Below are 25,754 nucleotides of genomic sequence, written 5' to 3'. Positions count from 1 at the left end.
GCGTTACAGTTTGACATAGACTGTCAAGCAGTAACGACCAGGCTTCCATTTCCCGGCACTTCGGTGCCGCCGACACCCGGTGGTGATACCCGATGACCTCCGCAGCGTCCGTCCCCGATGACGAGCTCTCGGCCACCGATCTCGCGATCCTCGACGCGGCAAGGGCCTGCGTCGAGGAGTTCGGGGTGCGCCGCACCACACTGACCGAAGTCGCCCGCCGCGCCGGTGTCAGCAGGCCGACCGTGTACCGCCGCTGGCCCGATACCGGATCGCTGGTCGCTGAGCTGCTGGTGCGCGAACTGCGCGCGATCATCGCCGACACCATGCCCGCCGCGGGCAATGCGCGCACCCGGCTGGTCGCGGGGGTGGTCGCGGGTGCGGCGACGATTCGGTCGAATCCGTTGTTCGGCAAGATCTTCCGCACCGATACCGATCTGATGCTCACCTACGTTTTCGGCCGCCTCGGCCGCAACCAGCGCGCACTGATCGAGCTGTTCAGTGCGGGCATCCGAGCGGGCCACCGGGACGGCACGATTCGCGCGGGCGAGCCGGAACAGATGGCGACCATGCTGCTGCTCATCGCCCAGTCGGCGGTGCAGTCGGCCGGTACGGTCGCGCCGCTGCTGGCCGGGGCCGCGCTGGATGCCGAATTGGGTCGCGCGATCGACGGCTATCTGGCTCCCCTGGAGAAGCCGCAATGACAAAGCCCGACCGGAACGACCGATTACCTCGGCGAGCTTCGCCACCGAAAGGGATTGTGATGACTGCGAATTCGGCTGACGTCCACGGGAATTCCGCGCTCGATGCCGCACGCCGCAACCGTGAACTGCAGCTGCTCGGAGACGGCGTCGACATCGATGTGCTGGTCATCGGCGGCGGCGTGACCGGAGCCGGTGCGGCGCTCGATGCCGCGGCACGCGGACTGCGGACCGTGCTGGTGGAGCGCCACGATCTGGCATTCGGCACGAGCCGGTGGAGTTCGAAGCTGGTGCACGGCGGACTCCGATATCTCGCCAGCGGGCAGGTCGGCATCGCCCACGAAAGCGCGGTCGAACGGGGGATTCTGCTCACCACCACCGCACCGCATCTCGTCCGCCCGCTGCCACAGCTGGTGCCGCTGCTCCCGGAAGTCGGTATCGCACAACGGACTTTGATCCGCGCGGGCTTCGTCGCCGGGGATGTACTGCGCCGCAGCGCGGGCACTTCCCCTGCGACACTGCCGCGTTCGCGTCGGGTCGCCACCGCCGAGGCGCTGCGGTTGGCGCCGACCGTGCGTCGCGACGGATTGCGTGGCGGCTTGCAGTCGTGGGATGGGCAGCTCGTGGACGATGCGCGACTGGTGGTAGCGCTGGCTCGCACTGCGGCAGCACACGGCGCGACGATCCTCACTCGCGTGGAAGCCCTTGATGTGGCCGGAGATTCGGCAACCCTGCGCGATACCTTGACCGGTGCCGCCATGACCGTCCGGACCCGCACGGTCATCAATGCCACCGGCGTCTGGGCCGATCAGGTCGACCCGAGCATCGAACTGCGCCCGAGTCGCGGCACCCATCTCGTTTTCGATGCCGAATCATTCGACGGACTGACCGCTTCGCTGACCGTCCCGGTACCCGACAGCACCAGCCGCTTCGTCTTCGCCTTCCCCGCCGCGCACGGCCGGGTCTATCTCGGGCTCACCGATGAGGATGCCCCCGGCCCGGTTCCCGATGAGCCGAAGCCCACCGACGCCGAAATCGATTTCCTCCTCGACACCATCAATACCGCACTCCGAGAGCCATTGACCCGCAAGGATATTCGCGGCACCTACGCCGGACTGCGCCCACTGCTGCGGACCGCCGACAACAGCACCGCCGATATCTCCCGCCAGCACGCGGTCCTGCACTCCCCAACCGGCGTCATCACCATTGTCGGCGGCAAACTCACCACCTACCGCCAGATGGCCGAGGACGCCGTCGATGCGGCGATCGCGCGCGGCAACCTGACCGCTGGGCCGTGCCGAACCAAGCGACTTCCGTTGGTGGGCGCGGTCTCCGGTGCCGCACGCGACCGCATCAACGCTGCGACCGTGCTGGTAGAGCGCTACGGCAGCGAGTCCGCGTCCGTACTCGAACCGGCCGACCGGAATCCCGGCCTCGCCGAGCCGGTCGCGCCCGGAATCGACGTCATCGCAGCCGAATTCGCCTTCGCGATCACTCACGAAGGCGCCCTCGACATCGACGACCTGCTGGACCGCCGCACCCGGATCGGCCTCGTCCCCGAGGACCGTGCGGCGGCTGTGCCCGCGGCAGAGGCCGCCTTCGCACGGCAGCCTTAGCTCAGTCCAGCTGCCAGGCGTCGAGTTCGGCGCGCATGGCGGCGCGCGGCCAGAGATCGAGGCCGTGCGCCGCCTCGGCGGCCCGGATTTCGCGTAATTCCGCGGTCTCCTCGGCCGGCGTCAGAAAGCGGAAACCGAGGCGTTCGTAATACGGGCCGTTCCAGGCCACATCGATGAAGGTGGTCAGCGTGATCGCCTGCATGCCTCGGGCTCTCGCCCAGCGCACGGCATGGTCGATGAGTCGTTTGCCGATCCGCTTGCCCGCGTGGTCCGGATCCACCGAGACCTGCTCGATATGGGCATTACCGTCGACGATTCCGAGGATCAGATAGCCGATCGGGCGGCCCGCGTCATCGGGATAGATCCAGGCGCGGCCCCCGCGCTGGAATTCCCGGAGCGTATCCAGTGACGGGGGATCGTCATCGGCGACGGCAATCATGCCGATGTCGGCGAATGGTTTGCCCGCCACGCGCTCGATATCTTGCAGTATCGGCAGGTCGTCCTCGACCGCCGGTCGAATCATCCGCATGGACGATTCTCCCACGGCATTCATTCGACCGGAGTCGCCAGGATGCCGTTCACCAGCGCCCGCAGCGCCCAGCGTGACCGATCGTCGCCGTCGCCCGCCAGCATTTGTTCGCGCATCGCCACCAGCGTCGGGTACCGATCCGCGGGTAGTTCGGCGAAGTGTCGGGCGACCTCGGCGAGGTAGTCCTGCTCGATGGTGTCCTTGGTGTTGTACGCGCTCTGCTCCACGGCCTGCGCGGATATGTGCAGGTAGATCAGATCGACGGCCCAGGAATTGGTCTGCGGGTCCACGCCGCCCTCGGCGAGCAGGGCCAGCAGCCGCTCGACGATCAGCAGCGCGTTCGGGCTCGTCGGGATCGAGCCGAGCGCCACCAGCGCGAGTCCCTCGTGTTTGGACATCGCGTGCACGGTCGCCTCGACCAAGCTCGCGAGGCGGTCGCGCCAGTTTCCGCCGGTCGGCTCGGGCACCGTGCCGAGCACCTGGTCGAGCATGGCGGCCATCAGATCGTCGCGGTTGGCGACGTAGACGTAGAGCGAGGCCGCACCGGTATCGAGGTCCTGCGCGACGCGGCGCATGGTGAGGGCGGCCAAACCGTCCCGATCGAGGATGCGCAGGCCCGTCTCGACGATGACGTCACGGCTGAGAGGTGCTTTCGCGGGACGGGCCCGGCGGCTGACGGGTGCGGCGCTCATACTCGGAGCATACGCCCTGACGAACGTTGTTTGACACGAACAGCGTTCGCCGCATACGGTTCGCCCGAACAACGTTCGTAACGATCGCAGTTCCGTCAACCAAGGGTTCTCATGATTCTCATCACCGGAGGCCGCGGCGCGGTCGCCAGCAATCTCTTGTCCCTGCTGCGCGCGGACGGCCACGCCGTCCGCGTGGGCTCCGGCCGCCCCGCGCAACTTCCCGCGGGAGTGCCCGCCGTCGCCTGCGACCTGCGGAATCCGGACACCTTCGCCGCCGCACTCGACGGCATCACTTCGGTGTTCCTGTACGCGGAGCCCGAGTACATCGCGGAATTCGCCTCCGCCGCAACCGAAGCCGGGGTCGGCCACATCGTGCTGCTGTCCTCGTCCGCGGTGCTCGATCCGGATGCGATTGCCAATCCGGTCGCGAAATCCCACCTGGACGCCGAGCTCGGACTCGCCGACGCACCGATGACCGTCTCCGTGCTGCGTCCCGGCGCCTTCGCGAGCAATGCCCGCGGCTGGTCGTCCGCTATCAAGGCCGACCGTCCGGTCAGCCTGCCCTACCCGAATGCCTACACCGATCCGATCCACGAACTCGACGTCGCCGAATGCGCCCATGCGCTACTCACGAAACCGGACCACCGTGGTGGTGTCTACACCCTCACCGGTCCGCAGACCTTGCCGTTCACCGCGCAGATCGACCTGATCACCAAGGTCACCGGCCGCACCGCGACCATCGCCCACGTCACCCCCGAGGCGTGGAAACAGCAGATGGCCGAATTCATCCCCGCCCACTACGCCGACGGGCTGCTCGACTATTGGCGCCGCTGCGACGGCGTCCCGACGCCGATCACCGACACGGTCACCACGCTCACCGGCCACCCAGCCCGGTCCTTCACCACCTGGCTCGAAGACCACGCATCCGAGTTCACCGGCTGACCTCGATAGGGCAGGGTCATCGCGCAGTGGTGCACGCCACCTCGTCGGGCAACGCCGATGAGAATCACTGCGTGTACGCGCTCGCGGTTCGCCGACGGCCGGTTTCGGGCGCTGGGCACGCTCTATGCTGGACGCCGGTAGTGGTCCGGGAAGGAGGCGCGAGTGCGGAATGACGCGTCGACGGTGGGGATTGCGCCGGGCGATGGTCTGATCGCACGCTTCGGTGCGGTTGTCGTCTATCTCGCGCGCGAAACCCCTTCCACGGACCGGATACTCGGTGCGATCGAGGCCGCCGCCGATGCACGCCATCCCGGAGCGGCGATCGCGCAACGGCTGGCCGCGGTGGTTTTCGGCGGCAATTCCGAACCACCGCCGTTCGGCGTTATCGCGCCGACCGCCGACGGCACCGTCATTTTGCTGCGCGGCCAGGTCAGCGCGGAGCTTCAAGGCGCGGAAGGAACCCGGCGCCTCTCCGGAGCCCGCGCGTTCACCTGGGTAGACGAAATTGTGCGAGAACCGGTGCGCCGGATCATGGTCGGCGCGGACTCCGCCTTCCCGATCCACGAACTCCCGCGCACCGACCTGCGCGCAGGAATCGTCCCCGGCAGCGGCTTCATCCTGCGCATAGCCGCCCGCCGCACCGGAAAATCCGCGCCCACCCGAACCCGCACCACCGGCACCCCCTCCCCCGCCGAACCGCCACCCACCGCACCCGCCGGATTGGAAGCCCTCCACGAGCCGACCGCAAAACCCGAGGCCACCCCGACCGGCCAACATGTCGGCTCGCCCCAACCGGCCGGATCGGGGCAGCCGCACACCACCCGCTCCGCGGAATCAGCGCGGAATTCCGATCGGTCAGACGACCCTGATCGGTCCGCCGAGGGGACGCGCGCCGCGGTATCAGCGCACCGGTCCTTACAACGATCCGCCGCCGAATACGACGAACTCACCGAAAAGGCCGGTTCTACCGGCCCGATGTACTCCGGCCGGTCCCCGCAGCAATCCATTGCCGACTCCACAGCACATGACGAACCGAACGAAAAGGCCGGACCCGGTCCCACGGGATCGACGGGCGCTGCCCGACCGGGCGCAGCATCATCGGAGGCGCGACGGAGTGGTTCGGCGCCGTCCGGTGGATCCGGTCAGGCCGATGCGCCGGAGGAGATCGGTACTCAGGCCATGTCCGCCCGGGAACGGGAGGAGGCCGCCGGGACGCGGGCGGGAGCGGCAGCGCGGCCGGAACCGATTGCACTGCACAAGATTCCGGCGTTGCAGGGGGTGCGGCCGCGGCCCCTGCGTCCGGTCGGCGGCGCGAACAATCAGGAGAACTCCGGGGCGCGGCAGCCGGTCGGCGCGCTAGTTCTCGCGGATGGCTCCGCGTTTCCGCTGGACCGGCCGTACGTCGTCGGCCGCAGCCCGATGATCGACGAGACGGTTCGTGCCGCCACTGCCACGCCACTCGCGGTGCCGCGCGATCGCCACGTCTCGCGGGTGCACGCCTACGTTTCGGTCGACCACGGCAAGGTCTATGTCCGCGATGCCGCAACCCCCGCAGGCACTTTCATCGCCGCCCCCGGCGCCGACGAATGGACCCGCATCGGCACCACCCCCACCGAACTGCACCCCGGCTGGAGCCTCCGCATAGGCCAACGCATCCTCACCTACCGCGCCAACGACCGCCTCGAACACCCCACCGAGGCCACCAGCAAGCGCCGCCGCCCATCGTGAAGTAACGGCCTGCGACATCGCGGTGATTCACCGGCGAGAACCGATACCGGCGAGCCCCACCGCAGACGGTCAGAACCGTATGGGTCGCGAATATCGAGCCGAAACCAAGCGTCACCGATGTGACGCCGCGCAGAACGGGCGACCCAGCTCCCGCAGACAGCAACCTGTGCTCACAAGACGAACCGCGGCGCGCACCGCCTGCGGCCGGGATAGGAGTTTCGCGGAGGAGCACACCGTTCCCGGTCCGTCAACTAACATCACGACGTGTGCGCCGGATGACGGTGCGGCGCTTGCCGATTCGTCGCGCGCCCAGTGCGGCGGCGACGCCAGCCCCCGCGGCCAGTACGGCGGTGACGGATAAGGTGGTGAGGGTGGGTGCAGTATTGCGGAGAATCCAGGCCGCACCCGAGACTGCGGCGGCGAGGACGGCAGAGCTCGCGGAAAGGCCGATGATATTGGCAAAGCCGCCGTGGCCGCGGCGCAAGGTGCGGGTATTGGACTCGAGGTAGGCGACGGCGAACAGGGCCAGTACCACGACCGCGGCCGCAGCTGCGGTACGGGTCGGGTGTTGGGTTGTGCGGAATTCGATTCGCTGCGTGGCGATTTCGGTTCCGCTGCGCAGGAGGGTGAGTTCGCCGTCGAGGTTACCGGCCAGCACATGCGAGTTGACCGGATCGGGCAGGGTGGCCACACCACCGGGCTGCAACGGCACCGGATCCCCACCCAGCCGCACACCGAATACCTCCACGGTAAGCGCGGCCGAGTCGACATCGATTCCGTTGACCTGCAATCGAATCGGCTCCGCCAGATCGACCTCGATCGGCTTCGGCCCCGTCGGATCGACACCGGCGATGGTGACGGTCCCCGGCAATAGATCCCCTCCGGTGGTCGGCGCACCCAATCCGACCACCGCAATCGCACAGGCAGCCACCGCGAGCAACGCACCGATCCCGAACATCGGCCACGGCGAGGCAAATGTGACGACATCGCGGATCGGCACCAGATCCCGACGATCGACATCAGTCAACCGAACTCCGTTGTCCTGCACCACATTTACCGGCCGCACACGAGCCATCGGAGGTCGGATGGATGCCGATCCGGACGGATCCGACGAAGCGGGTGGCACCGAAGCGGGCAGCCCGGATCGTTGCGGTGTGGCACCGGTCGGTGGCAGGGTCGGATCGGCGGTTACCGGCGTCCGAGATCCGAAGCCCGGGATAGGCACCCCTGTCCGCTGTGTGACAGCAGCCCGCCCAAGCCCGCCCTGCGCTCTCGGCGGCTGCACACCGGATCGCCCGGCGGCACGACTGCTTCCGGTCGCGGCCGCGACGATGGTGTCCGCACCGATGACCGGAATCCCCACGGGCATAAGCCAATCGCCGCCCCAGCAGGAGGCGGCGAGTTCGGCCAGGGCGATCCCGAAGAGTTCGGCGGTATCGAAGCGATCGGCGGGATCGGTTGCCAGGCCACGCATCACCACGTCGGCGATCGGCTCCGGCACGCTCGGTGCGACGTCTGTGAGCGGTATGGGGTGACCGAAAGCGTGTGCGAAAAGCGTTGCCAGATGGTCGTCATTCGGCGGAAACGGCAGTACCCCGGACAGCAGCTGATAGAGCATGGTCGCCAGCGCGTAAACATCGGTGGCAGGCGAAAGCTGCTGTCCGCGTGCCTGTTCCGGTGCGATATAGGACGGAGTACCGACGATCTCACCCGTCCTGGTCACCAATGTCTCATCGCCACCGACGATTTTGGCGATTCCGAAATCGGTCAGCTTTATCGCACCGCCGGTGCCGAACATGAGGTTCGACGGCTTGACATCGCGGTGCAGAATCTTGTGGCGGTGCGCTGCTTCCAGACCCGCGGCACCGGCCAACCCGACCGCGACCGCGGTAGCCGCGTCGAATCCCTCGGTCGCGAACCGAGTGCCGACGGTCCCGCCGGGCAGATACTCCATGACCAACAGGCACAGATCATCGGCTTCGATGTAGTCGAAAACTCGCACCACATGCGGATGATCAATTGCCGCGAGCAACCGAGCCTCGGCGACGAACCGACGCCGCACCTGCTCGTCGTCGGCGAACTGCGGCGGAATCTGTTTGATGGCGACCGGCCGCCCCAACCGGCGGTGCGTACCCGCGAGCACCACACCGCATCCACCCCTGCCGACCTGCGCACCGATGTCATATGCGGGCAGCACGGTCCGCAATCGGCCGGTATCAGATATCAAGATGTCGCCCCATCCGCCAAACGCACGGTTTCCACATCGGCGGTTTCGTCGATCTCCTCGGTCGGCGCAGGATCCTCGAATTCCGGTGTCGGCGAACAATACCCGAGTAGAAAGCCGACCGCCGCAGACACACCGGCAACCGCGAGCCACAATCCGGTGTCCGGAACCCACCACCGCAACACCGACGCGGTGAACCCGAATGTCAATCCGATGCCGATTCCCGGCGCGAGTAACCGCAACCCGCGCTGCCACCGGTTGGTTGACAGCCGATGCCGGGCGACTGCCAGCGCCGCATCGGCAATGGCGAGCATGGTCAGCACCGCCAGCGCTATCCCGAACAGCCCGTAGACCGAATACAACGAGCCGCGCACATCGGTGTCCAGCGGTATCGAGGCGAGCTGCGTGCCGTCCTCGCCGATCACCGCCAAGTCCGCGACGATCAGTCCGGTCGCCTGCCCCTCGAGTCCGGTCAGGTCGAGCCGATACTTCAGTGCCTCGGATCTTCCTGGTGCGATGGTCAATTCGACGGCGGTCGAATACGAGAAGAAGGTCAATCCGAGCACATGCCCGGCCAAGTCCACCCGGCGTATGCGCAGCGCCCCATCGCTGTTGTTGGTCAACGCGATAGCCACCCGAATGGTGCTGTTCGGTTGCAGCCGTAGCGGTTCGGCGGCGGAGGTGTCGACGATATCGCGGTCGTCGATGGTCGCCGACATGTCGACACCCTGCGGTTTCGCCGCGACCGGCGCCGCGAACAGCCCGACGAGCACGAGCGCGAACACACTGGGCAGCAGGATAATTCGCGTCGCCGCCGAGACGCGGGCTCGCATCATGGTTCCCTCCGCGCGGGTAGGTGTGAGACGAGCCGATGCCCGTAGAACCAGGCACCGATCAACAAGAAGAACAGAATCACCGTCAATGTCGAAGTAGCGGAACTGATCCGGCTGACCAGCACCACATCCAGTGGCGCGGTGAGTGTGCGACCGCAGCGTGCCGTCACCTCGTACCGCCCGACATCTATCGATGCCAAGGCCAGCGGTGCCCGGAAGCCGCCGTCGGCTCCCGCGACGGTATTGCCCACCGGCGTATCCCCGACCAGCAAGCTGACCTGCGACTGCGGATCGCATCCCGATCCGGCCGCGGTGACATCGCCACCGGGCCCGATCGCCGTTGGATTGAGCTCGAGCGTGGCGGGGTGCGGCGCGATCGGAGGTGCGGCAGCCGTAGGCGGCGGTTCTCCGGGGCGAACCGTCGGCACAACCACCTGTGGCTGCCTATTCGACGGATACTGCGGCGGCCGTGGATCCGGTGGCGCCTGCTGCTGCGGGGGCACCGTAGTGGACGAATCCGCGGGCGGATCCCGCGTGATCGGCTGCTGTGGGTTAGGCGTGATCGGCTGCGGCGGCGAGGTGATGGTGATCGGCGGCAGCACAATATCGGGCAGCCGCGGTTGGTCCGGACTGGAAGTCGTTCCGGCGCACCCATCCGAGGACCGTCCGGCGCACGGATCAGGCGCCCGACTCGTCGTCGTCTGTGTCCCGGTTCCATCACGGGTCCCGGTACCGTCGCTGGTCCCTGTCCCGTCACGCGTCCCGGTACCGTCGCTGGTCCCGGTCCCATCACGCGTCCCGGAACCATCACGGGTCCCGCCGCCGTCCGAATTGGCATCCGGCACTGGCGTGCTGGACTGCGCCGCGGACCCATCCCGCGTTCCTGACCCGTGATGCCCAGGCGCGGGCGACGGCGAAACCACCGATGAAGTCGGCTCTCCCGATGCCGGAACCCCGAAGGCCCTGCCGAACCCAACCGGCACCACCGCGACCAACAGCGCGGCCGCACAGAAAATCCCGCACAGAACACCGGATTTCACACGCCGAGACGCCGCGTGCCGACGCTCCCCGCCTGCACGCGTCGGAATTGCCGCCAGCGTCCCCATCGCCCATGCCTCAGATCAGCGATTTGATCAGTAGATATGGTAAGCCAGCACCCGCCGACGCCGCGCCTTCTCGCGCAGCTCCAACTCGACGAAAACCGCTGGCTACCAGGTAGCGTGACGGTATACCCCGACAGCGCACATACCCGGTCGAACCAGCCACGGATGCATACGACCCGAACCGGGCGGTACTCGTACAACCGCGACGCGCGAGCACCCGGGATCAGACAAAGGGTGGGTTCGCGACAAAATTCGCGGAGAGAGGACAATGTCCACCATGCACCGCAACGGGCCGACCCAGGACATCGACGAGTCCGAACTGACCGTGACCCCGCCGAAGGAGCAGGCCGCGGGTGTGACGGCTGTGGCAGTCGCGCTCAAACGCGGGGTGGAGGAGATGGGAGTGCTGCGCACCGCGCGCACCCTGGCCCGCGTCAACCAGGTGGACGGCTTCGACTGCCCCGGCTGCGCCTGGCCGGAGCCGACGGGGCACCGCCGACCGGCCGAGTTCTGTGAGAACGGTGCCAAGGCCGTCGCCGAGGAGGCGACGCTGCGCACCGTCACCCCCGAATTCTTCGCGCGGCATTCGATCGAGGAATTGGCGAGCAAATCCGGTTACTGGCTCGGCCAGCAGGGCCGCCTGACCCATCCGATGGTGCTGCGCCCGGGCGCGACCCATTACGCGCCCATCGAATGGGACGACGCCTACCGGCTAATAGTCGATCACCTGCGCGCGCTGAACTCTCCCGACGAGGCCTTGTTCTACACCTCGGGCCGCACCGCCAACGAGACCGCATTCCTCTATCAATTGCTGGTCCGCAGCTTCGGCACGAACAATCTGCCGGACTGTTCGAATATGTGCCACGAATCCTCCGGCGCCGCGCTGACCGGTTCGATCGGCATCGGCAAGGGTTCGGTCTCGATCGACGACTTCGGCAAGGCTGATCTGATCATTGTCGCGGGCCAGAATCCGGGCACCAACCATCCGCGCATGCTCAGTGCGCTGGCGAGCGCGAAGGCCAACGGCGCCAAGGTCATCGCGGTCAACCCGCTGCCGGAGACCGGACTGCTCGGCTTCCGCGACCCTCAGACGGTCAAGGGTTTCACCAGCGGTGTCGCCATTGCCGACGACTTCCTGCAGATCCGGCTCGGCGGCGATATGGCGCTGTTCCAGGGTCTTGGCAAACTGCTGTTCGAGGCCGAGGACCGCGCGCCGGGCACAGTGGTCGACCGCGAGTTCGTCGACGCGCATTGCGCGGGCTTCACCGAATACGAAAAGAACACGCGCGCGGTCGATCTCGGCACGGTGCGCGAGGCAACCGGGCTCAGCGACGACGATCTGCACCGCACCGCGACACTTTTGGCCGAATCGAAGAACATCATCATCTGCTGGGCAATGGGCCTCACCCAGCAACGCCACGGCGTCGCCACCATCGAGGAGGCGACCAACCTGCTATTGCTGCGCGGCATGATCGGCAAGCCCGGCGCGGGGGTATGCCCGGTGCGCGGCCACTCCAACGTGCAGGGCGACCGCACCATGGGCATCTGGGAGAAGATGCCCGACACCTTCCTCGATGCACTCGACCGCGAATTCGGCATCACCAGCCCGCGTAAACACGGCTATGACACCGTCGATGCCATCCGCGCCATGCGCGCGGGCACGGCGCGGGTGTTCTTCGGCATGGGCGGCAATTTCGTCTCCGCCACCCCTGATACCGGAGTGACCGAGGCCGCGCTGCGCAGTTGCGCGCTGACCGTGCAGGTCTCCACCAAACTCAACCGCAGCCACGTCGTGCACGGCGCGACCGCACTCATCCTGCCCACCCTGGGCCGCACCGATCTCGACCTACAGAACGGCACGAAACAACAAGTGTCGGTGGAAGATTCGATGTCGATGGTGCATCTGTCCACCGGTCGGCTGAAGCCGGTCAGCGAGCACCTGCGCAGTGAGGTCGCCATCGTCTGCGAACTCGCGCAGGCGCTGTTCGGCGCCGATCATCCGGTGCCATGGGCGCACTATCGGCAGGACTACGACAAGATCCGCGATGCGATCGCCCGTGTCGTGCCCGGCTGCGATGACTACAACAATCGGGTGCGCGACCGCAACGGCTTCGTACTGCCGCATCCGCCGCGTGACTCCCGCGAATTCCGCACCGCCACCGGCAAGGCCAATTTCGCGGTGAACGAACTGACCTGGGTACCGGTCCCCGAGGGCCGGTTGATCCTGCAGACCCTGCGCAGCCACGACCAGTACAACACCACCATCTACGGCCTGGACGACCGTTACCGCGGTGTGCACGGCGGCCGCAAGGTGATCCTGATGCATATCGACGACATCACCGAATTCGGTTTCGTGGACGGCGATCTGGTGGATCTGATCTCCGAATGGACCGACGGCACCGAACGCAAGGTGACCGGCTTCCGCATTGTCGAATACTCGACCCCGCGCGGTAATGCCGCCGCCTACTATCCCGAGACCAATCCCCTGGTTCCGCTGGACCATGTTGCGGCACGGTCGAATACACCGGTATCCAAGGCCGTGACCATCCGGTTGGAGCCGCATGTCCATGTGGGGCAGCCATCGTGAGCAGAGTGACCGCGCGCCGCAAGACGCGCCGCATTTCGCCCAACGGCGTGATCGAACGCCCGGATACCGTTGCGGTGGAAGAACCCTTGGAGCTGCGCCTCGACGGGCAATCGCTCACCGTCACCATGCGCACCCCGGGCAGCGATATCGAGCTGGTGCACGGATTCCTGCTCGGCGAGGGCATCATTCGAGCCGCCGAGGATGTGGTGAGCGCCCGCTACTGCGCTGGCACCGACGAGAACGGGCAGAACACCTACAACGTCCTCGATGTCCAGCTGCGCACCCCGATCCCGGTGCACGGCCGCAACTTCCTCACCACCGGCGCATGCGGCCTCTGCGGTAAGACCGCGCTCGACGAGGTCCGCACCCGCACCAGGTTCCCGCTGCCGACCACCTCGATCACCGTCGACACCGAAACCCTGTCCGCCATGCCGGACCAATTGCGCACCCGCCAAACGGTTTTCGACGCCACCGGCGGACTGCACGCCGCGGGATTGTTCACCACCGACGGCACCGCACTCGCCGTGCGCGAGGATATCGGCCGACACAACGCCGTCGACAAGGTACTCGGCTGGGCCGTGCTCGAAAATCGCATCCCCGCAAACGATCTCGTGCTCATCGTGAGCGGCCGGGCCTCCTTCGAACTGGTCCAGAAGGCCGTGATGGCGGGCATCCCGATGCTCGGCGCCGTCTCGGCCCCCAGCTCGTTGGCCATCGATCTGGCCGCCGAATCGGGCCTCACCCTGGTCGGCTTCCTGCGCGGGGACACCATGAACATCTATTCCCGCTCCGACCGACTGACCATCACCGACGAGGTCGCCGCCTATTGATCGTGACCCGAGGTCCGACTTACGGTTGCAGCACCAGATCCCTGGTTCGGCGATGAACGGAGAGACCGATGCGGATCACGGTAGACGGCAAATCCGGCGGGCTACGCGTGCGGATGCGGTTCGAACAGCAGCGCAATCGCTGGCTCGCCGTACGAATCGTATTGGGGGTTTTGGCATTTCAGGGCGCGGTCGTCGGATTGTGGGCGGTCTTCGCGCCGCACTCCTGGTACACCAGCTTCCCGGGTTTCGGCATGCGGTGGATCTCCGCGGACGGCCCGTTCAACCACCATCTCGCCTCCGATGTCGGCTCGTTCTTCCTGGCGCTGACCGCGGTGACAGTGGCCGCGCTATTCCTCGGCGGCAGCGCGCTCGCCCAGGTCGCTGGTCTCGGCTGGCTGGTATTCGGCGTGCCACACCTGATCTATCACGCCTTCCACAAACCCGCCGAGATGGGCGGGGCCAGCTTCACGCTCAGCGCTATCGGTGCGGCACTGATCGTCGCCCTCGGCCTGGCCCTGATCTTGGTCACGCCGCGCGGACCGCAGATGCGCGATCCCGACCCGATCACCTTCCACTTCCCCCGCCGTCGGACCACGCGCTAGAGCGCCGAAACAGTAACGCCCCACAGCGATGCTGTGGGGCGTTGTCCGTGCGAAGTGGGGGCGTTCAGGCGGCGTGCCACCCGCCGACCGCGGTCAAATGGTCGAGGGCCCGCACAACGGCCGGTGCACACAGGTGCCCATCGTCCGGCCCGAGCCACGCCATCTCGGCGATCTCGGCCGCCGGAGCCGGTGTGCCGTGACCGGGTGCACGGAAGCAGTGCATCTCGACCAGCGTTCCGGGACGCCCGTGGGCGGGGGCCGTAATGGTCACCACGGGCGTGATCCGGTGCGCCTCCAATTCGACGCCGACTTCCTCGCGAACCTCCCGAACGAGCGCTCCCGCCAGGGTTTCTCCGGGTTCGGGCTTGCCGCCCGGCAGATAGAAGGCGTCACGTCCCTCGGTCCGGACCGCGAGCAAGCGGCCGTTCTCGACGCACAGCCACGCCACCGACGTGAGCATTCGTTCCCCGATCATGATCCGGCTGACCCTTTCGAGCGACCTACAAGCAATCGCCACGGACGACGTATCAGTCCTTCAGCGCTTCGAGCAACGCCGCACGCTGGCGGGCGCCGAGGCCACCGATGCGGCGGTCCTCGGGGATTTCCGCCTGGTCCATCAGCTTGGCCGCCTTGACCGGTCCGACACCGGGCAGCGCCTTGATCACGGCAGCGACCTTGGTCTTCTTGACCAGGTCGTCGCTGTCCGCCTTCTTCAACAGGTCGGCGACCGAAACCTTACCGGCCTTCACCTTGCCGATCAGTTCGGAGCGCGCCTTGCGGACCGCAGCCGCCTTGGCCAACGCCTCAGTGCGCTGTTCCGCGGTCATGGTAGGCAGTGCCATGTCTCCTCCGCTTTCACTCGTCACTCGAACATCTGGTTGACCGGACCGAGTAAACAGCACGATGAGCACCACACAAGCTCGACACACCGGGTTCGAACAGCGAGAAATAGCGACAAGTTTTCCGTGGCTGTGGGGCGGTAACACATCGAGGACGAATGCCGACACCAAAAGCAGACGCACAAGTGCGGGACAGAAGGTTCAACGGCGAACCAGGGAGTCAATGGCGATTCCGAGTCCGGGCGCGATCGGGCGGCACAGCGATGTGACAAGCGGTCGTCACCGTATCCCGAAGCACTAGCGCGCCAACAAGATAGCCGAGGGGGCTACGATCGGCCCGTTCGGCGCGCAATTCAGTTCGACGAGTGCTGGCGCGGGGGGCCATCTGCGCCAGCACGTCTGCCCCGCCCAGCGGGATTCCATGCCACGCGATCAACGGACACTGCTACGCTCCGAATTAGAACACGTTTCAATTCGTGAGAGGTTTCCATGGCAGCCAAGATCCGCGATGTGATCGAGCAGTACGTCAAGCTGGTCGGTTCCGGCCCGACCGAGGCAATCGTCGACCTCTACACACCAGATGCCGTGGTAGAGGATCCGATCGGCACCGAACCCAAGCGCGGCCATGACGCCATTCGCGAGTTCTACGAGGTACTCGGAAACCTCGATCGGGAAACGCGGCTGCACGCCGATTCGGTTCGGATCGCGGGCAACCACGCCGCCTTCATGTTCACCCTCGTCACCAAGTTCGGCGACCAGCGCTTCACGCTCTCGCCCATCGATGCGATGGATTTCGACGACGAGGGCAAAATCGTCGCCATGCGCGCCTACTGGAGCCAGGACGATATGCGCAACGAAGCGTCCTGAGGCCAGTACAGACCGCGGGTGCGGCAGCCGAATTCGGCTGCCGCACCCGGGTTTTCGGATGTCAGGCGCTCGCGCGAGCCAACTCGGGCGGCTTCGGCCGCGCGACCGCGGCCAGGCTCGGAATGACATCGAAGACCGCGGCATGCCCCGCGACCTCGAGTAGCCGATCCACGCAGCGCGGGCCCGTGATCAACTGGAGTCGACGGCCGCTGTGGCCGAACCAGGATCGGGCCTCCATCAAAACCCGCAGGCCAGCGACGCCGAAGAACGTCACCTGCGATAGGTCGATAACGACCACCGCGCCCGCCGTCGGCAGCGCCTCTAGTAGAGACTGCCGAAAGGCGTCGGCCGCCAGGTAATCCATTTCGCCGCCGACGGCACACAGGGTGACCGAATCCACCGGCGGTGACACCACTACACACAGACGATAGGCGGACCGTGGCGGTCCGGATCCGTCCGCGGCAGCAATGCGTTGATCTGAGGAAACTAGAACTGTCGACATGGGGACCTCGGTCCGTCGAATCCGCCGGGCAGAAACCTTGTCGGCGGGCACTTTTCGCCCCGATCATCCAGGACCAGGACTGGGCTGGTTACTCAACCGTGCCCTAGGAGTACCCAAATCGGCGGGCCGATACACATCGAGTGGGCCAGAGAAATCTCCGGCCCACTCGTGACGTGTACGTAGTGCGCTACTACGCTGACTTCTCCCGACGCTCGGCGCGCTGGGCCTTGCGCGGCACGATGGTCGGCAGCACATTGTCGTTGACGGTGTCGGCGTTCACGACCACCTTGGCGACGTCGTCGCGGCTGGGGATGTCGAACATCGCCAGCTGCAGGACCTCTTCCATGATGGCGCGCAGACCGCGGGCTCCGGTGCCGCGCAGGATCGCCTGATCGGCGATCGCCTCCAGCGCGTCATCGGTGAATTCCAGGTCGACGCCGTCCATCTCGAACAGCCGCACGTACTGCTTCACCAGTGCGTTCTTCGGCTCGGAGAGGATCTTGACCAACGAATCCTTGTCCAGGTTCGTCACCGAGGCGACGACCGGGAGGCGGCCGATGAATTCCGGGATCAGACCGAATTTGATCAGATCCTCCGGCATCACCTCGGCGAAGTGGTCATCGGTATCGATTTCGGCCTTGGAGCGCACCTCGGCGCCGAAGCCGATGCCGCGGTGTCCGGTGCGATCGGAGATGATCTTCTCCAGTCCGGCGAAGGCACCCGCGACGATGAAAAGCACGTTGGTGGTATCGATCTGGATGAATTCCTGGTGCGGATGCTTGCGCCCGCCCTGCGGGGGCACACTCGCCTGCGTGCCCTCCAGGATCTTCAGCAGCGCCTGCTGCACGCCCTCACCGGACACATCGCGGGTGATCGATGGGTTCTCGCTCTTGCGGGCGATCTTGTCGACCTCATCGATGTAGATGATGCCGGTCTCGGCTCGCTTGACGTCGTAGTCCGCGGCCTGGATCAGCTTCAGCAGGATGTTCTCCACATCCTCACCGACATATCCGGCCTCGGTCAGCGCCGTCGCGTCGGCGATGGCGAACGGGACGTTGAGCATCTTGGCCAGCGTCTGCGCCAGGTAGGTCTTGCCGCAGCCGGTGGGGCCGAGCATGAGGATATTGGACTTGGCCAGTTCGACGGTCTCGCCACGGCCGTCGCGCCCCTTGTCGCCCGCCTGGATGCGCTTGTAGTGGTTGTAGACGGCCACCGCGAGGGTGCGCTTGGCGGTGTCCTGCCCGATCACGTAGTTCTCCAGGAAGTCCCGGATTTCGGCGGGCTTGGGCAGCTCATCGAGTTTGACCTCGCTGGACTCGGCCAGCTCTTCCTCGATGATCTCGTTGCATAGATCGATGCACTCGTCGCAGATGTACACCCCTGGTCCCGCAATGAGCTTCTTGACCTGCTTCTGGCTCTTTCCGCAGAACGAGCACTTCAGCAGATCGCCGCCATCTCCGATGCGCGCCATCTCGTGGGTCCCTACTTCCTTGTCCGCGTGCAACCGTCTATCCAGGTTGCCAGCAATCCGCCACCCTCGGGTGTAATCACGAACACCTCGAGCGATTCCGACGGTTCGAGCACTGCCGTCAACCGGGAGCAAAGGTCCCTAGGTCGACCGTACCCGGTGTGCGCGACGGAGGTCGACAACTCGAGCATGTTTCTCACGGGGGTTGTCCGAGTTCTTACCACTATGGAACACGTTCCACCCCGATCGACGGCCATCCGACACGCCTGGCCGCCCGCCTCGGAAACCCTTCCACCCGATACCCTTCCGGCCGGTCGGCTTTCCTGAAGCAGTCCGGCCGGGGCACATGCCGAGCGGCATGCGGCCCGGCCGGATTTTCCTGACATAGAGCAACTTACGAGCGATCAGCGCGCGACATCCGGCGCGGCGGCCTTACTTCTGGGCGCTGAGCTTGCGGTAGTCGAAGACCGTGTCGATGATCCCGTACTCCCTGGCCTCCTCGGCCGTCAGAATCTTGTCGCGGTCGGTGTCCTTGCGGATGGTGTCCGCATCCTTACCGGTGTGGCGCGCCAACGTGGTCTCCATCAGACGACGCATGCGCTCGATCTCTGCGGCCTGGATCTCCAGGTCCGAAACCTGCCCCTGGATGCCACCCTCCAGCGACGGCTGGTGGATCAGCACGCGGGCGTTGGGCAGGCAGGCGCGCTTGCCGGGGGTACCGGCGGCGAGCAGCACGGCCGCGGCGGAAGCGGCCTGGCCCAGGCAGACGGTGGCCACATCGGCACGCACGTACTGCATGGTGTCGTAGATCGCCATCAGCGAGGTGAACGAACCACCGGGCGAGTTGATGTACATGGTGATGTCGCGATCGGGATCCAGCGACTCCAGCACCAGCAGCTGCGCCATGATGTCGTTCGCCGAAGCGTCGTCGACCTGCACGCCGAGGAAGATGATGCGCTCCTCGAACAGCTTGTTGTACGGGTTGGACTCCTTGACACCGAAGCTCGAGTGCTCGATGAACGAGGGCAGGATGTAGCGCGACTGCGGGCTCGCCGGGGCGGTGCCGCCGAGACCGGCGCGCGGGTCGAACAGATTGGCCATCTTCGTCTCCAAAGTCTGGGTGGTTGAGCGAGTCTCAGCCGCCGCGGCGACTGCTTATCGTCGCTCGAATGGATCGGCTTACTTCTTCGCGCCGTTGGCCTGGTTCGCGTGGCTGATCACATGATCGATGAAGCCGTAATCCAGGGCGTCCTTCGCCGTGAACCAGCGGTCGCGGTCGGCGTCGGCGGTCACCTGTTCGACGCTCTTACCGGTGTGCAGCGCCTGCAGCTCGTTCAGTTCCCGCTTGGTGTGGGCGAACTGTTCGGCCATGATCGCGATATCGGCAGCGGAACCACCGATGCCCGCCGACGGCTGGTGCATCATGATGCGCGCATGCGGCAGGGCGTACCGCTTGCCCTTGGTGCCCGCGGTGAGCAGGAACTGGCCCATCGATGCGGCCAGGCCCATGCCGTAGGTGGCGATATCGCACTCGGCGAACTGCATCGTGTCGTAGATGGCCATACCCGCGGTGACCGAACCGCCGGGCGAGTTGATGTAGAGCGAGATGTCCCTGGTCGGGTCCTCGGCCGACAGCAGCAGGATCTGCGCGCACAGCTTGTTGGCGATGTCGTCGTCGACCTGAGTGCCGAGGAAGATGATGCGCTCACGCAGCAGGCGCTCGTATACCGAATCACTGAGGTTGAGACCAGCAGTGGGGGAACTCATGACGACCCCTGCCTTGTTCATTGTCACGGATACCTGCCTTCTCTTCTCACCGGCTCTGATTGCCACACAGCCATCACTGGTTCGCTGTCACAAACATTAACGAAGCCGGGCGGCACCGAACTCCCGGTACCGCCCGTCTTCGCTTAGAGCGCAACCTCGCTAGCGCTCGGCCGCACTCTGCGCGAGGGCGCGCTGTGTCTTCGGTTCACCCGCGACGCTCGCTCACAGCGCAATCACCCAACCACATGTCAGCCGATCACACTGTCCTTCCATGGAATTATTCGGCGCTCGCGGCGGCGGTCTCTTCGGTGCCTTCGGAGTCGGAACCCTCAGGGCCGCCGAACATTTCGGCGGTGTCCACGGCATTGCCGTCGGAGTCGGTGACCTTCACCTTGCCGACCACACCGGCCAGCGCCTTACCGCGACGCACGTCGGCGAAGACCGCGCCGAGCTGGCCCGCCTGCTGCACCTGCTGGATGAACTGCTCGGGCGAAAGGCCGTAGCGCTGCGCCTGGAACAGGATCCGCTCGGTGAGCTCTTCCTGGCCGACCTGGGTGTTGTCCGCCTCGGCGATCGCATCCAGCAGCAGCTGGGTCTTCACTGACTTCTCGGCGGACTCCTTGGTGTCCTTGTCGAATTCCTCGCGGCTCGAGCCCTGGGACTCGAGCGCCTCGGCCAGCTTGGCCTCGTCGTGGTCGAAGCCGTGCACGGCATCGTGCAGCACGGCGTCGATCTCGGCCTGCACGACCGCCTCCGGCAGCGGCACCTCGACCTGCTCGAGCAGGGCCTCGAGCACCTTGTCGCGGATCTGACCGGCCTGCTCGACCTTCTTGACCCGCTCGACCCGGTTGCGCAGGTCTTCCTTCAGCTCGTCGAGGGTGTCGAATTCGCTGGCCAGCTGGGCGAAGTCGTCATCGGCCTCGGGCAGTTCGCGCTCCTTGACCGAGCGCACGGTGACGGTGATGACCGCCTCCTTGCCCGCGTGCTCCCCGGCGACCAGCGTCGAGGTGAACTCCTTGGACTCGTCGACCGAAAGGCCGATGAGCGCCTCGTCCAGGCCCTCGATCAGCTGGCCGGAGCCGACCTCGTGGGACAGGCCGGTGGTGGCCGCCTCGGGCACGTCCTCGCCGTCCACGGTGGCCGAGAGGTCGATGGAGACGAAGTCGCCGTCCTGGACCGGCCGCTCGACACCGGTCAGGGTGCCGAAGCGCTGGCGCAGCGACTGCAGCTGCTCCTCGATGTCCTCGTCACCGATGGTGAACGAGTCGACGGTCACCTCGATGTCGTCGTAGGCGGGCAGGGCGATCTCCGGGCGCACGTCGACCTCGGCCGTGAACGCCAGCTCCTGGCCGTCCTCGATCTTGGTGATCTCGATCTCGGGCTGGCCGATGACCTTGACCTCGGAGGTGGTGACGGCCTCGCTGTAGCGGCCGGGCAGCACATCGTTGACGACCTGCTCGAGGATCGCGCCGCGGCCCAGGCGGGCCTCGATGAGCTTGGCCGGGGCCTTGCCCGGACGGAAGCCGGGGATGCGAACCTGGTTCGCCAGCGCCTTGTAGGCCTTGTCGAAGTCCGGCTTCAGCTCCTCGAAAGGCACCTCGACGTTGATCCGGACCCGTGTCGGGCTCAGCTGCTCGACGGTGCTCTTCACGGACATGCTCCTTGTTCGTTGGTTCTGGTCGACTTACTCGAGGCCGACTTGCTGGGGGTTATCACGAGCAAAATCGCCGCACGGCTCAATGTGCGTATCTCGACCAGGTTAGTTGACCCGTCGCGGCGGGCTGCAGGCAGCACCGTCGCGGCGCGATTACTTGCCGACAGCGACCGCGTCGGTGACGAAGACCAGCGTTTCATTGGGCTTGATGCCGTTGCCGCCCGCGCCGTAACCGAGGTTCGGCGGGATGATCAGCAGCCGCCGCGCGCCCGCTTGCACGCCGACCAGACCCTGCTCCCAACCCGGAATGACCTGTCCGGCACCGAGAGTCAGCTGGAAGGGCTTGCCGCGGTCGAAGGAGCTGTCCAGCTTCTTCTTATCCGACCAGGTGATCAGCGTGTAATTCATGGTGAGCGGCTGACCGGCGACCGCGCCGGGCCCGGTGCCGGGAACCAGATCCTTGACTACGAGCTGGGTCGGCGGGGTGCAGGTGTCCGGGATGGTGATCTTCGGCGTCGCGCCGAAGCCGCCGACCACCACGATGTCGTCGGCGGTGCATTCGGCGCCGGTGTTCTGCGCGGGCAGCTGACCGAAGGTGGGCTGCGCCGATGCCGCGGCGGCAGATGACGTGGCGGCGGAGGTGGCGGTCGAGCCCTTGTCATCGTCCGAGCCACAGGCGGCCAGCGCGAATGTCGCGGCGGCGATGGTGCCGATACCGATGATCCTGCGCAGTGTTTGCATGCGGCGGACCATAATCCATCGCGACTCGACTCGGCCCAGCCGGGTAATGCGACGACAGATGGCACCGGATCACGTGCCATCCGGCACCAGACGGACCCACCACCGGCGCGGGACCGTGAGAACCGATTCGGCGGGCCCGGCCTGGGTAGGCTGACGGTGAATTCTCCATCCGGCGTTATCGATCGACGTCGGCAACCGTGCAGGACCCGGTGACAGGCGGTCCCTCCAGGTGCCGCTTGCGATGCCCGAGTGTGAGGAGAGTCGACGCATGACCCAGCTGGCCAGTGTCGGGGGCGATACCTCGGCCGACAATGTCGAAAGCAGTGGCGGTGCGACCGTCGCCCCGCAGCCGTATCGGCTCGCGGATGCGCCGGGCCCGCTCGATCGCGCGGAATTGGCATCGCTCGACGCGTGGTGGCGGGCCGCGAACTATCTGGCGGTGGGCCAGATCTATCTGATGAGCAATCCGCTGCTGCGCGAACCGCTGCGGGCCGAACACATCAAACCGCGGCTGCTCGGACATTTCGGCACCGTGCCCGGTCTGAATCTGGCCTGGGTGCACGCCAATCGGGCGATTCGACAGCGCGATCTCGACGCGGTCTTCGTGGCCGGGCCCGGGCATGGGGGGCCGGGGCCGAACGCCTGCGCGTGGCTGGAGGGGACCTACTCCGAGTTGTACAGCCATGTTCCACAGGACGAGACCGGGATGGGCGCACTGTTCGCACAGTTCTCCTTCCCGGGCGGGGTACCGAGTCACTGCGCTCCCGAGACGCCGGGTTCCTTCCACGAGGGCGGTGAGCTCGGCTATTCGCTGCTGCACGCATTCGGGGCTGCGTTGGACAATCCGGATCTGACAGTGTTCTGCGTGGTCGGCGACGGTGAGGCGGAGACCGGGCCGCTGGCAAGCAGCTGGCACGCGAATAAGTTCCTCAATCCGGTGCGTGACGGCGCGGTGCTGCCGATTCTCGCGTTGAATGAGTACAAGATCGCCAATCCGACCATCCTGGCGCGAATTCCGGAATCCGAACTGTCGATGCTGATGCGCGGGTACGGCTACGAGCCGATCATCGTCGCGGGCAGCGATCCCGCGGCCGTGCACCAGGAGATGGCCACTGCCGTGGACACCGCGCTGGATCGCATCGCGGAGATCCAGCGGGCCGCACGCGCGGGGACCGATGGGGTGCGCCCGAGTTGGCCGATGATCGTGCTGCGCACGCCGAAGGGGTGGACCTGCCCGCCGGTGGTCGACGGCGATCCGGTCGAGGGCACCTTCCGAGCACATCAGGTGCCATTGGCGGCCGCGCGTACCGATGACCAGCACCGGGCGGTGCTCGAACAGTGGTTGCGGTCCTATCAGCCGGAGCAGCTCTTCGATGAGTCGGGTAAGCCGGTAGCGGCGCTGCTCGACCTGGTGCCCGATGGCGATCGGCGGATGAGCGCGAATCCGATTGCCAATGGGGGCACGCTCGTTCGGGATTTGCGGCTGCCCGATTGGCGGTCCTATGGCGTCGAGGTCCGCGCGCCGGGAGCGACTCAGCATGAGGCGACCCGGGTACTCGGCGCCTGGCTGCGCGATGTCACCGTGCGCAATCCGGACAACTTCCTGACCTTCGCACCCGACGAATTGGCCAGCAATCGGCTGCAGGACATTCTGCAGGTCACCGGACGTGACTGGCAGGCCGAGATCGGCGAATTCGATGTGGATCTCGACCGCGCCGGACGGGTGATCGAGGTGCTTTCCGAGCATATGTGCCAGGGGCTGCTCGAGGGTTATCTGCTGACCGGCGGGCACGGCGTTTTCACCTGCTACGAGGCATTCATCCACATCATCGATGCGATGTTCAATCAGCACGCCAAATGGCTGGACGCCAGTGCGGCGGTACCGTGGCGGCGACCCATCGCCAGCCTGAATTACCTTCTGTCGTCCCATGTTTGGCGACAAGACCACAATGGCTTCACCCATCAGGATCCGGGATTCCTCGATGTGGTACTGAACAAGAAGCCATCGATCGTGCGGGTATATCTGCCGCCGGACGCGAATACGCTGCTGTCGACCTACGATCACTGCCTGCGTTCGCGGCATTACGTCAATGTGGTGGTCGCCGGGAAACAGCCTCAGGCGGATTGGCTTTCGGTTTCCGATGCCGCGGTGCACTGCGCACGCGGTGCCGGGATCTGGGGTTGGGCCGGGCAGAACGACGATCCGGGTACCACCCCCGATGTCGTGCTCGCCTGTGCCGGGGATGTGCCGACGCTGGAAACGCTTGCGGCGGCGGCGATCCTGCGTGCACGTCTGCCGGAACTGCGTCTGCGGGTGGTGAATGTGGTCGACCTGATGCGTCTGCAGCCATCCGACGAACATCCACACGGCCTTTCCGACAGTGAGTTCGACTCGCTGTTCACCCGGGACCGTCCGGTGATCTTCGCATTCCACGGGTACCCGTGGTTGATCCACCGACTCACCTACCGGCGCACCAACCACGGTGAGCTGCATGTCCGTGGATACAAGGAAAAGGGCACCACCACAACACCTTTCGATATGGTGATGCTCAACGACCTGGACCGGTACCACCTGGTCATGGACGTGATCGACCGGGTGCCTATCTTGCGGGAAAAGGCAGCGGGGCTGCGGCAGGAGATGGTCGACGCGCGGTGGAATGCCCGCGCCTGGACTCGGGAACACGGCGAAGATATTCCGGCGGTCGCGAACTGGACCTGGCCGAACCTCAGTCTCTGAGAGGGCCCGCGAAACTTCCTTGCGTGCGGTGTGCGGCTCGGCGACGATCGCAAGATGCTGTTGACGATCACCTGCACACCGCCGGAGGGCGCGGGTTGGCCCGCGACCGATCTGGGCTTCTTGCTGCACAAGAACCCGGACCGGGTGCAGGCGTTCGACCAGTCCTACGGCACCGCGCATGTGGTGTATCCGGAGGCCAGTGCGGCACGCTGTACGGTGGCGCTGCTTTTGGAGGTGGATCCGATCCGGTTGGTGCGCGGACGCTCGCGCGGCACACCGGATTTCAGTCTCGGACAGTATGTCAACGATCGGCCGTATGCGGCGTCGTCGCTGCTGTCGGTGGCACTCGGCGCGGTATTCCGCACCGCACTGCACGGACGTTCCGACCAGCGGCCCGAATTGGCACAGACCGCGCTGCCGTTGCGGATCGCGTTGCCCGCGGTGGCGTGCAAGGGCGGCGCGGACGCGGCCGAGCGGATCTTCGCACCGCTGGGCTGGACCGTGATCGCCGAACCGCTCCCCCTCGATCCGGCCTTTCCGGAGTGGGGCGATTCGCACTACGTGCGGCTCGAACTCGCCGGAACAATCCGCCTTGCCGATGCCCTCGCGCACCTGTATGTCCTGCTACCGGTGCTCGACGGGGCCAAGCACTACTGGGTGGCCGCCGACGAGGTCGACAAGCTCATTCGCGCGGGCGCCGGGTGGTTGGCCGAGCATCCGGAACGGGGTTGGATCACGCGACGCTACCTGGCGCGACGTCATTCGCTGGTGCGTACCGCGCTGGCTCGGCTAGCT

Annotated in this window: 23 protein-coding genes; 10 read left to right on the top strand and 13 right to left on the bottom strand. The window is 66.1% G+C overall.

All coding sequences use genetic code 11. The features are described from left to right. Window positions 1-92 precede the first annotated feature (92 nt). On the top strand, window positions 93-701 hold the full coding sequence (locus NA5_RS31940) for a TetR/AcrR family transcriptional regulator (protein ID WP_062992741.1): 609 nt from the start codon (window positions 93-95) through the stop codon (window positions 699-701). A 59-nt stretch (window positions 702-760) separates the two neighbouring features. Then, window positions 761-2,314 carry a glycerol-3-phosphate dehydrogenase/oxidase gene (locus NA5_RS31935; RefSeq protein WP_062992740.1) on the top strand — a complete coding sequence of 518 codons (1,554 nt, stop codon included), beginning with the start codon at window positions 761-763 and terminating at the stop codon, window positions 2,312-2,314. A gap of 1 nt (window position 2,315) precedes the next feature. On the opposite strand, the gene NA5_RS31930 is transcribed toward NA5_RS31935, so the two are convergent. Continuing rightward, on the bottom strand, window positions 2,316-2,843 hold the full coding sequence (locus NA5_RS31930; protein ID WP_245672490.1) for a GNAT family N-acetyltransferase: 528 nt from the start codon (window positions 2,841-2,843) through the stop codon (window positions 2,316-2,318). Window positions 2,844-2,863: 20 nt separating this feature from the next. Further along, entirely contained in the window at window positions 2,864-3,535 is a 672-nt protein-coding gene (locus tag NA5_RS31925) for a TetR/AcrR family transcriptional regulator (RefSeq protein ID WP_062992739.1), read from the bottom strand. Window positions 3,536-3,646: 111 nt separating this feature from the next. Here NA5_RS31925 and NA5_RS31920 point away from each other — a divergent pair, with 111 nt between their 5' ends. Further along, window positions 3,647-4,477 carry an SDR family oxidoreductase gene (locus NA5_RS31920; protein ID WP_062992738.1) on the top strand — a complete coding sequence of 277 codons (831 nt, stop codon included), beginning with the start codon at window positions 3,647-3,649 and terminating at the stop codon, window positions 4,475-4,477. Window positions 4,478-4,639: 162 nt separating this feature from the next. After that, entirely contained in the window at window positions 4,640-6,205 is a 1,566-nt protein-coding gene (locus NA5_RS31915) for an FHA domain-containing protein (protein WP_157110749.1), read from the top strand. Window positions 6,206-6,452: 247 nt separating this feature from the next. Here the strand turns inward: NA5_RS31915 and NA5_RS31910 are convergent, their stop codons facing one another. From NA5_RS31910 to NA5_RS39755, 3 genes are read right to left on the bottom strand one after another with little or no spacing between them, the layout of a single operon-like run. Next, the gene (locus NA5_RS31910) at window positions 6,453-8,432 is read right to left on the bottom strand and encodes a serine/threonine-protein kinase (protein ID WP_062992736.1); all 1,980 of its coding nucleotides are present in this window, start codon (window positions 8,430-8,432) and stop codon (window positions 6,453-6,455) included. Then, entirely contained in the window at window positions 8,429-9,265 is an 837-nt protein-coding gene (locus tag NA5_RS31905) for a hypothetical protein (RefSeq protein ID WP_157110748.1), read from the bottom strand. Before NA5_RS31905 ends, NA5_RS31910 begins: the two co-directional genes overlap by 4 nt. Then, the gene (locus tag NA5_RS39755; RefSeq protein WP_062992735.1) at window positions 9,262-9,864 is read right to left on the bottom strand and encodes a hypothetical protein; all 603 of its coding nucleotides are present in this window, start codon (window positions 9,862-9,864) and stop codon (window positions 9,262-9,264) included. The genes NA5_RS31905 and NA5_RS39755 overlap by 4 nt, the downstream gene beginning before the upstream one ends. 778 nt (window positions 9,865-10,642) lie before the next feature. Here NA5_RS39755 and NA5_RS31895 point away from each other — a divergent pair. The 3 genes from NA5_RS31895 to NA5_RS31885 all read left to right on the top strand — a co-directional run bounded on the left by NA5_RS31895 (window position 10,643) and on the right by NA5_RS31885 (window position 14,384). After that, window positions 10,643-12,952 carry an FdhF/YdeP family oxidoreductase gene (locus NA5_RS31895; RefSeq protein WP_062992785.1) on the top strand — a complete coding sequence of 770 codons (2,310 nt, stop codon included), beginning with the start codon at window positions 10,643-10,645 and terminating at the stop codon, window positions 12,950-12,952. Next, complete coding sequence (gene fdhD, locus NA5_RS31890) at window positions 12,949-13,782, top strand: formate dehydrogenase accessory sulfurtransferase FdhD (RefSeq protein WP_062992734.1); 834 nt, start codon at window positions 12,949-12,951, stop codon at window positions 13,780-13,782. The genes NA5_RS31895 and fdhD overlap by 4 nt, the downstream gene beginning before the upstream one ends. Before the next feature lie 68 nt (window positions 13,783-13,850). After that, complete coding sequence (locus NA5_RS31885) at window positions 13,851-14,384, top strand: hypothetical protein (protein ID WP_062992733.1); 534 nt, start codon at window positions 13,851-13,853, stop codon at window positions 14,382-14,384. Between the two features lie 64 nt (window positions 14,385-14,448). Here NA5_RS31885 and NA5_RS31880 read toward each other — a convergent pair whose 3' ends face one another. Together NA5_RS31880 and mihF are read right to left on the bottom strand one after the other, a co-directional pair. Beyond that, window positions 14,449-14,859 carry an NUDIX hydrolase gene (locus NA5_RS31880; protein ID WP_062992732.1) on the bottom strand — a complete coding sequence of 137 codons (411 nt, stop codon included), beginning with the start codon at window positions 14,857-14,859 and terminating at the stop codon, window positions 14,449-14,451. A gap of 52 nt (window positions 14,860-14,911) precedes the next feature. Next, entirely contained in the window at window positions 14,912-15,226 is a 315-nt protein-coding gene (gene mihF, locus NA5_RS31875; protein ID WP_040687687.1) for an integration host factor, actinobacterial type, read from the bottom strand. A gap of 486 nt (window positions 15,227-15,712) precedes the next feature. On the opposite strand from mihF, the gene NA5_RS31870 reads away from it, so the two are divergent. Continuing rightward, the gene (locus NA5_RS31870) at window positions 15,713-16,090 is read left to right on the top strand and encodes a nuclear transport factor 2 family protein (protein WP_062992731.1); all 378 of its coding nucleotides are present in this window, start codon (window positions 15,713-15,715) and stop codon (window positions 16,088-16,090) included. Window positions 16,091-16,151: 61 nt separating this feature from the next. Here NA5_RS31870 and NA5_RS31865 read toward each other — a convergent pair whose 3' ends face one another. The 6 genes from NA5_RS31865 to NA5_RS31840 form a co-directional block, all read right to left on the bottom strand. Next, window positions 16,152-16,490: an STAS domain-containing protein gene (locus NA5_RS31865; protein WP_245672489.1), complete on the bottom strand. Its 339-nt coding sequence runs from the start codon at window positions 16,488-16,490 to the stop codon at window positions 16,152-16,154. A 292-nt stretch (window positions 16,491-16,782) separates the two neighbouring features. Further along, on the bottom strand, window positions 16,783-18,063 hold the full coding sequence (clpX, locus tag NA5_RS31860; protein WP_062992730.1) for an ATP-dependent Clp protease ATP-binding subunit ClpX: 1,281 nt from the start codon (window positions 18,061-18,063) through the stop codon (window positions 16,783-16,785). Between the two features lie 429 nt (window positions 18,064-18,492). Next, a complete protein-coding gene (locus NA5_RS31855) occupies window positions 18,493-19,161 on the bottom strand; it encodes an ATP-dependent Clp protease proteolytic subunit (protein ID WP_062992729.1) in 669 nt (222 codons plus the stop codon). Between the two features lie 78 nt (window positions 19,162-19,239). Beyond that, complete coding sequence (locus NA5_RS31850) at window positions 19,240-19,827, bottom strand: ATP-dependent Clp protease proteolytic subunit (protein WP_062992728.1); 588 nt, start codon at window positions 19,825-19,827, stop codon at window positions 19,240-19,242. A 277-nt stretch (window positions 19,828-20,104) separates the two neighbouring features. Then, entirely contained in the window at window positions 20,105-21,478 is a 1,374-nt protein-coding gene (gene tig / locus NA5_RS31845) for a trigger factor (protein WP_062992783.1), read from the bottom strand. A 156-nt stretch (window positions 21,479-21,634) separates the two neighbouring features. After that, window positions 21,635-22,222, bottom strand: coding sequence for an FKBP-type peptidyl-prolyl cis-trans isomerase (locus NA5_RS31840; protein WP_062992782.1), 588 nt, complete (start codon window positions 22,220-22,222; stop codon window positions 21,635-21,637). Window positions 22,223-22,490: 268 nt separating this feature from the next. Between NA5_RS31840 and NA5_RS31835 the strand changes: the two genes are divergently transcribed. Both NA5_RS31835 and NA5_RS31830 read left to right on the top strand, forming a co-directional pair. After that, window positions 22,491-24,959 (top strand): phosphoketolase family protein, encoded by a 2,469-nt coding sequence (locus NA5_RS31835; RefSeq protein ID WP_062992727.1) that lies wholly within the window; start codon window positions 22,491-22,493, stop codon window positions 24,957-24,959. 54 nt (window positions 24,960-25,013) lie between these two features. After that, the coding region (locus NA5_RS31830) for a 3' terminal RNA ribose 2'-O-methyltransferase Hen1 (RefSeq protein ID WP_063813723.1) at window positions 25,014-25,754 on the top strand (741 nt) is incomplete at its 3' end.

Source organism: Nocardia anaemiae NBRC 100462, from assembly GCF_001612725.1.
In the GTDB taxonomy this organism is placed as follows: Bacteria; Actinomycetota; Actinomycetes; order Mycobacteriales; family Mycobacteriaceae; genus Nocardia; species Nocardia anaemiae.
The sequence above is the reverse complement of the archived record's forward strand: the minus strand, read 5'-3'. Positions and strand labels throughout refer to the sequence as shown.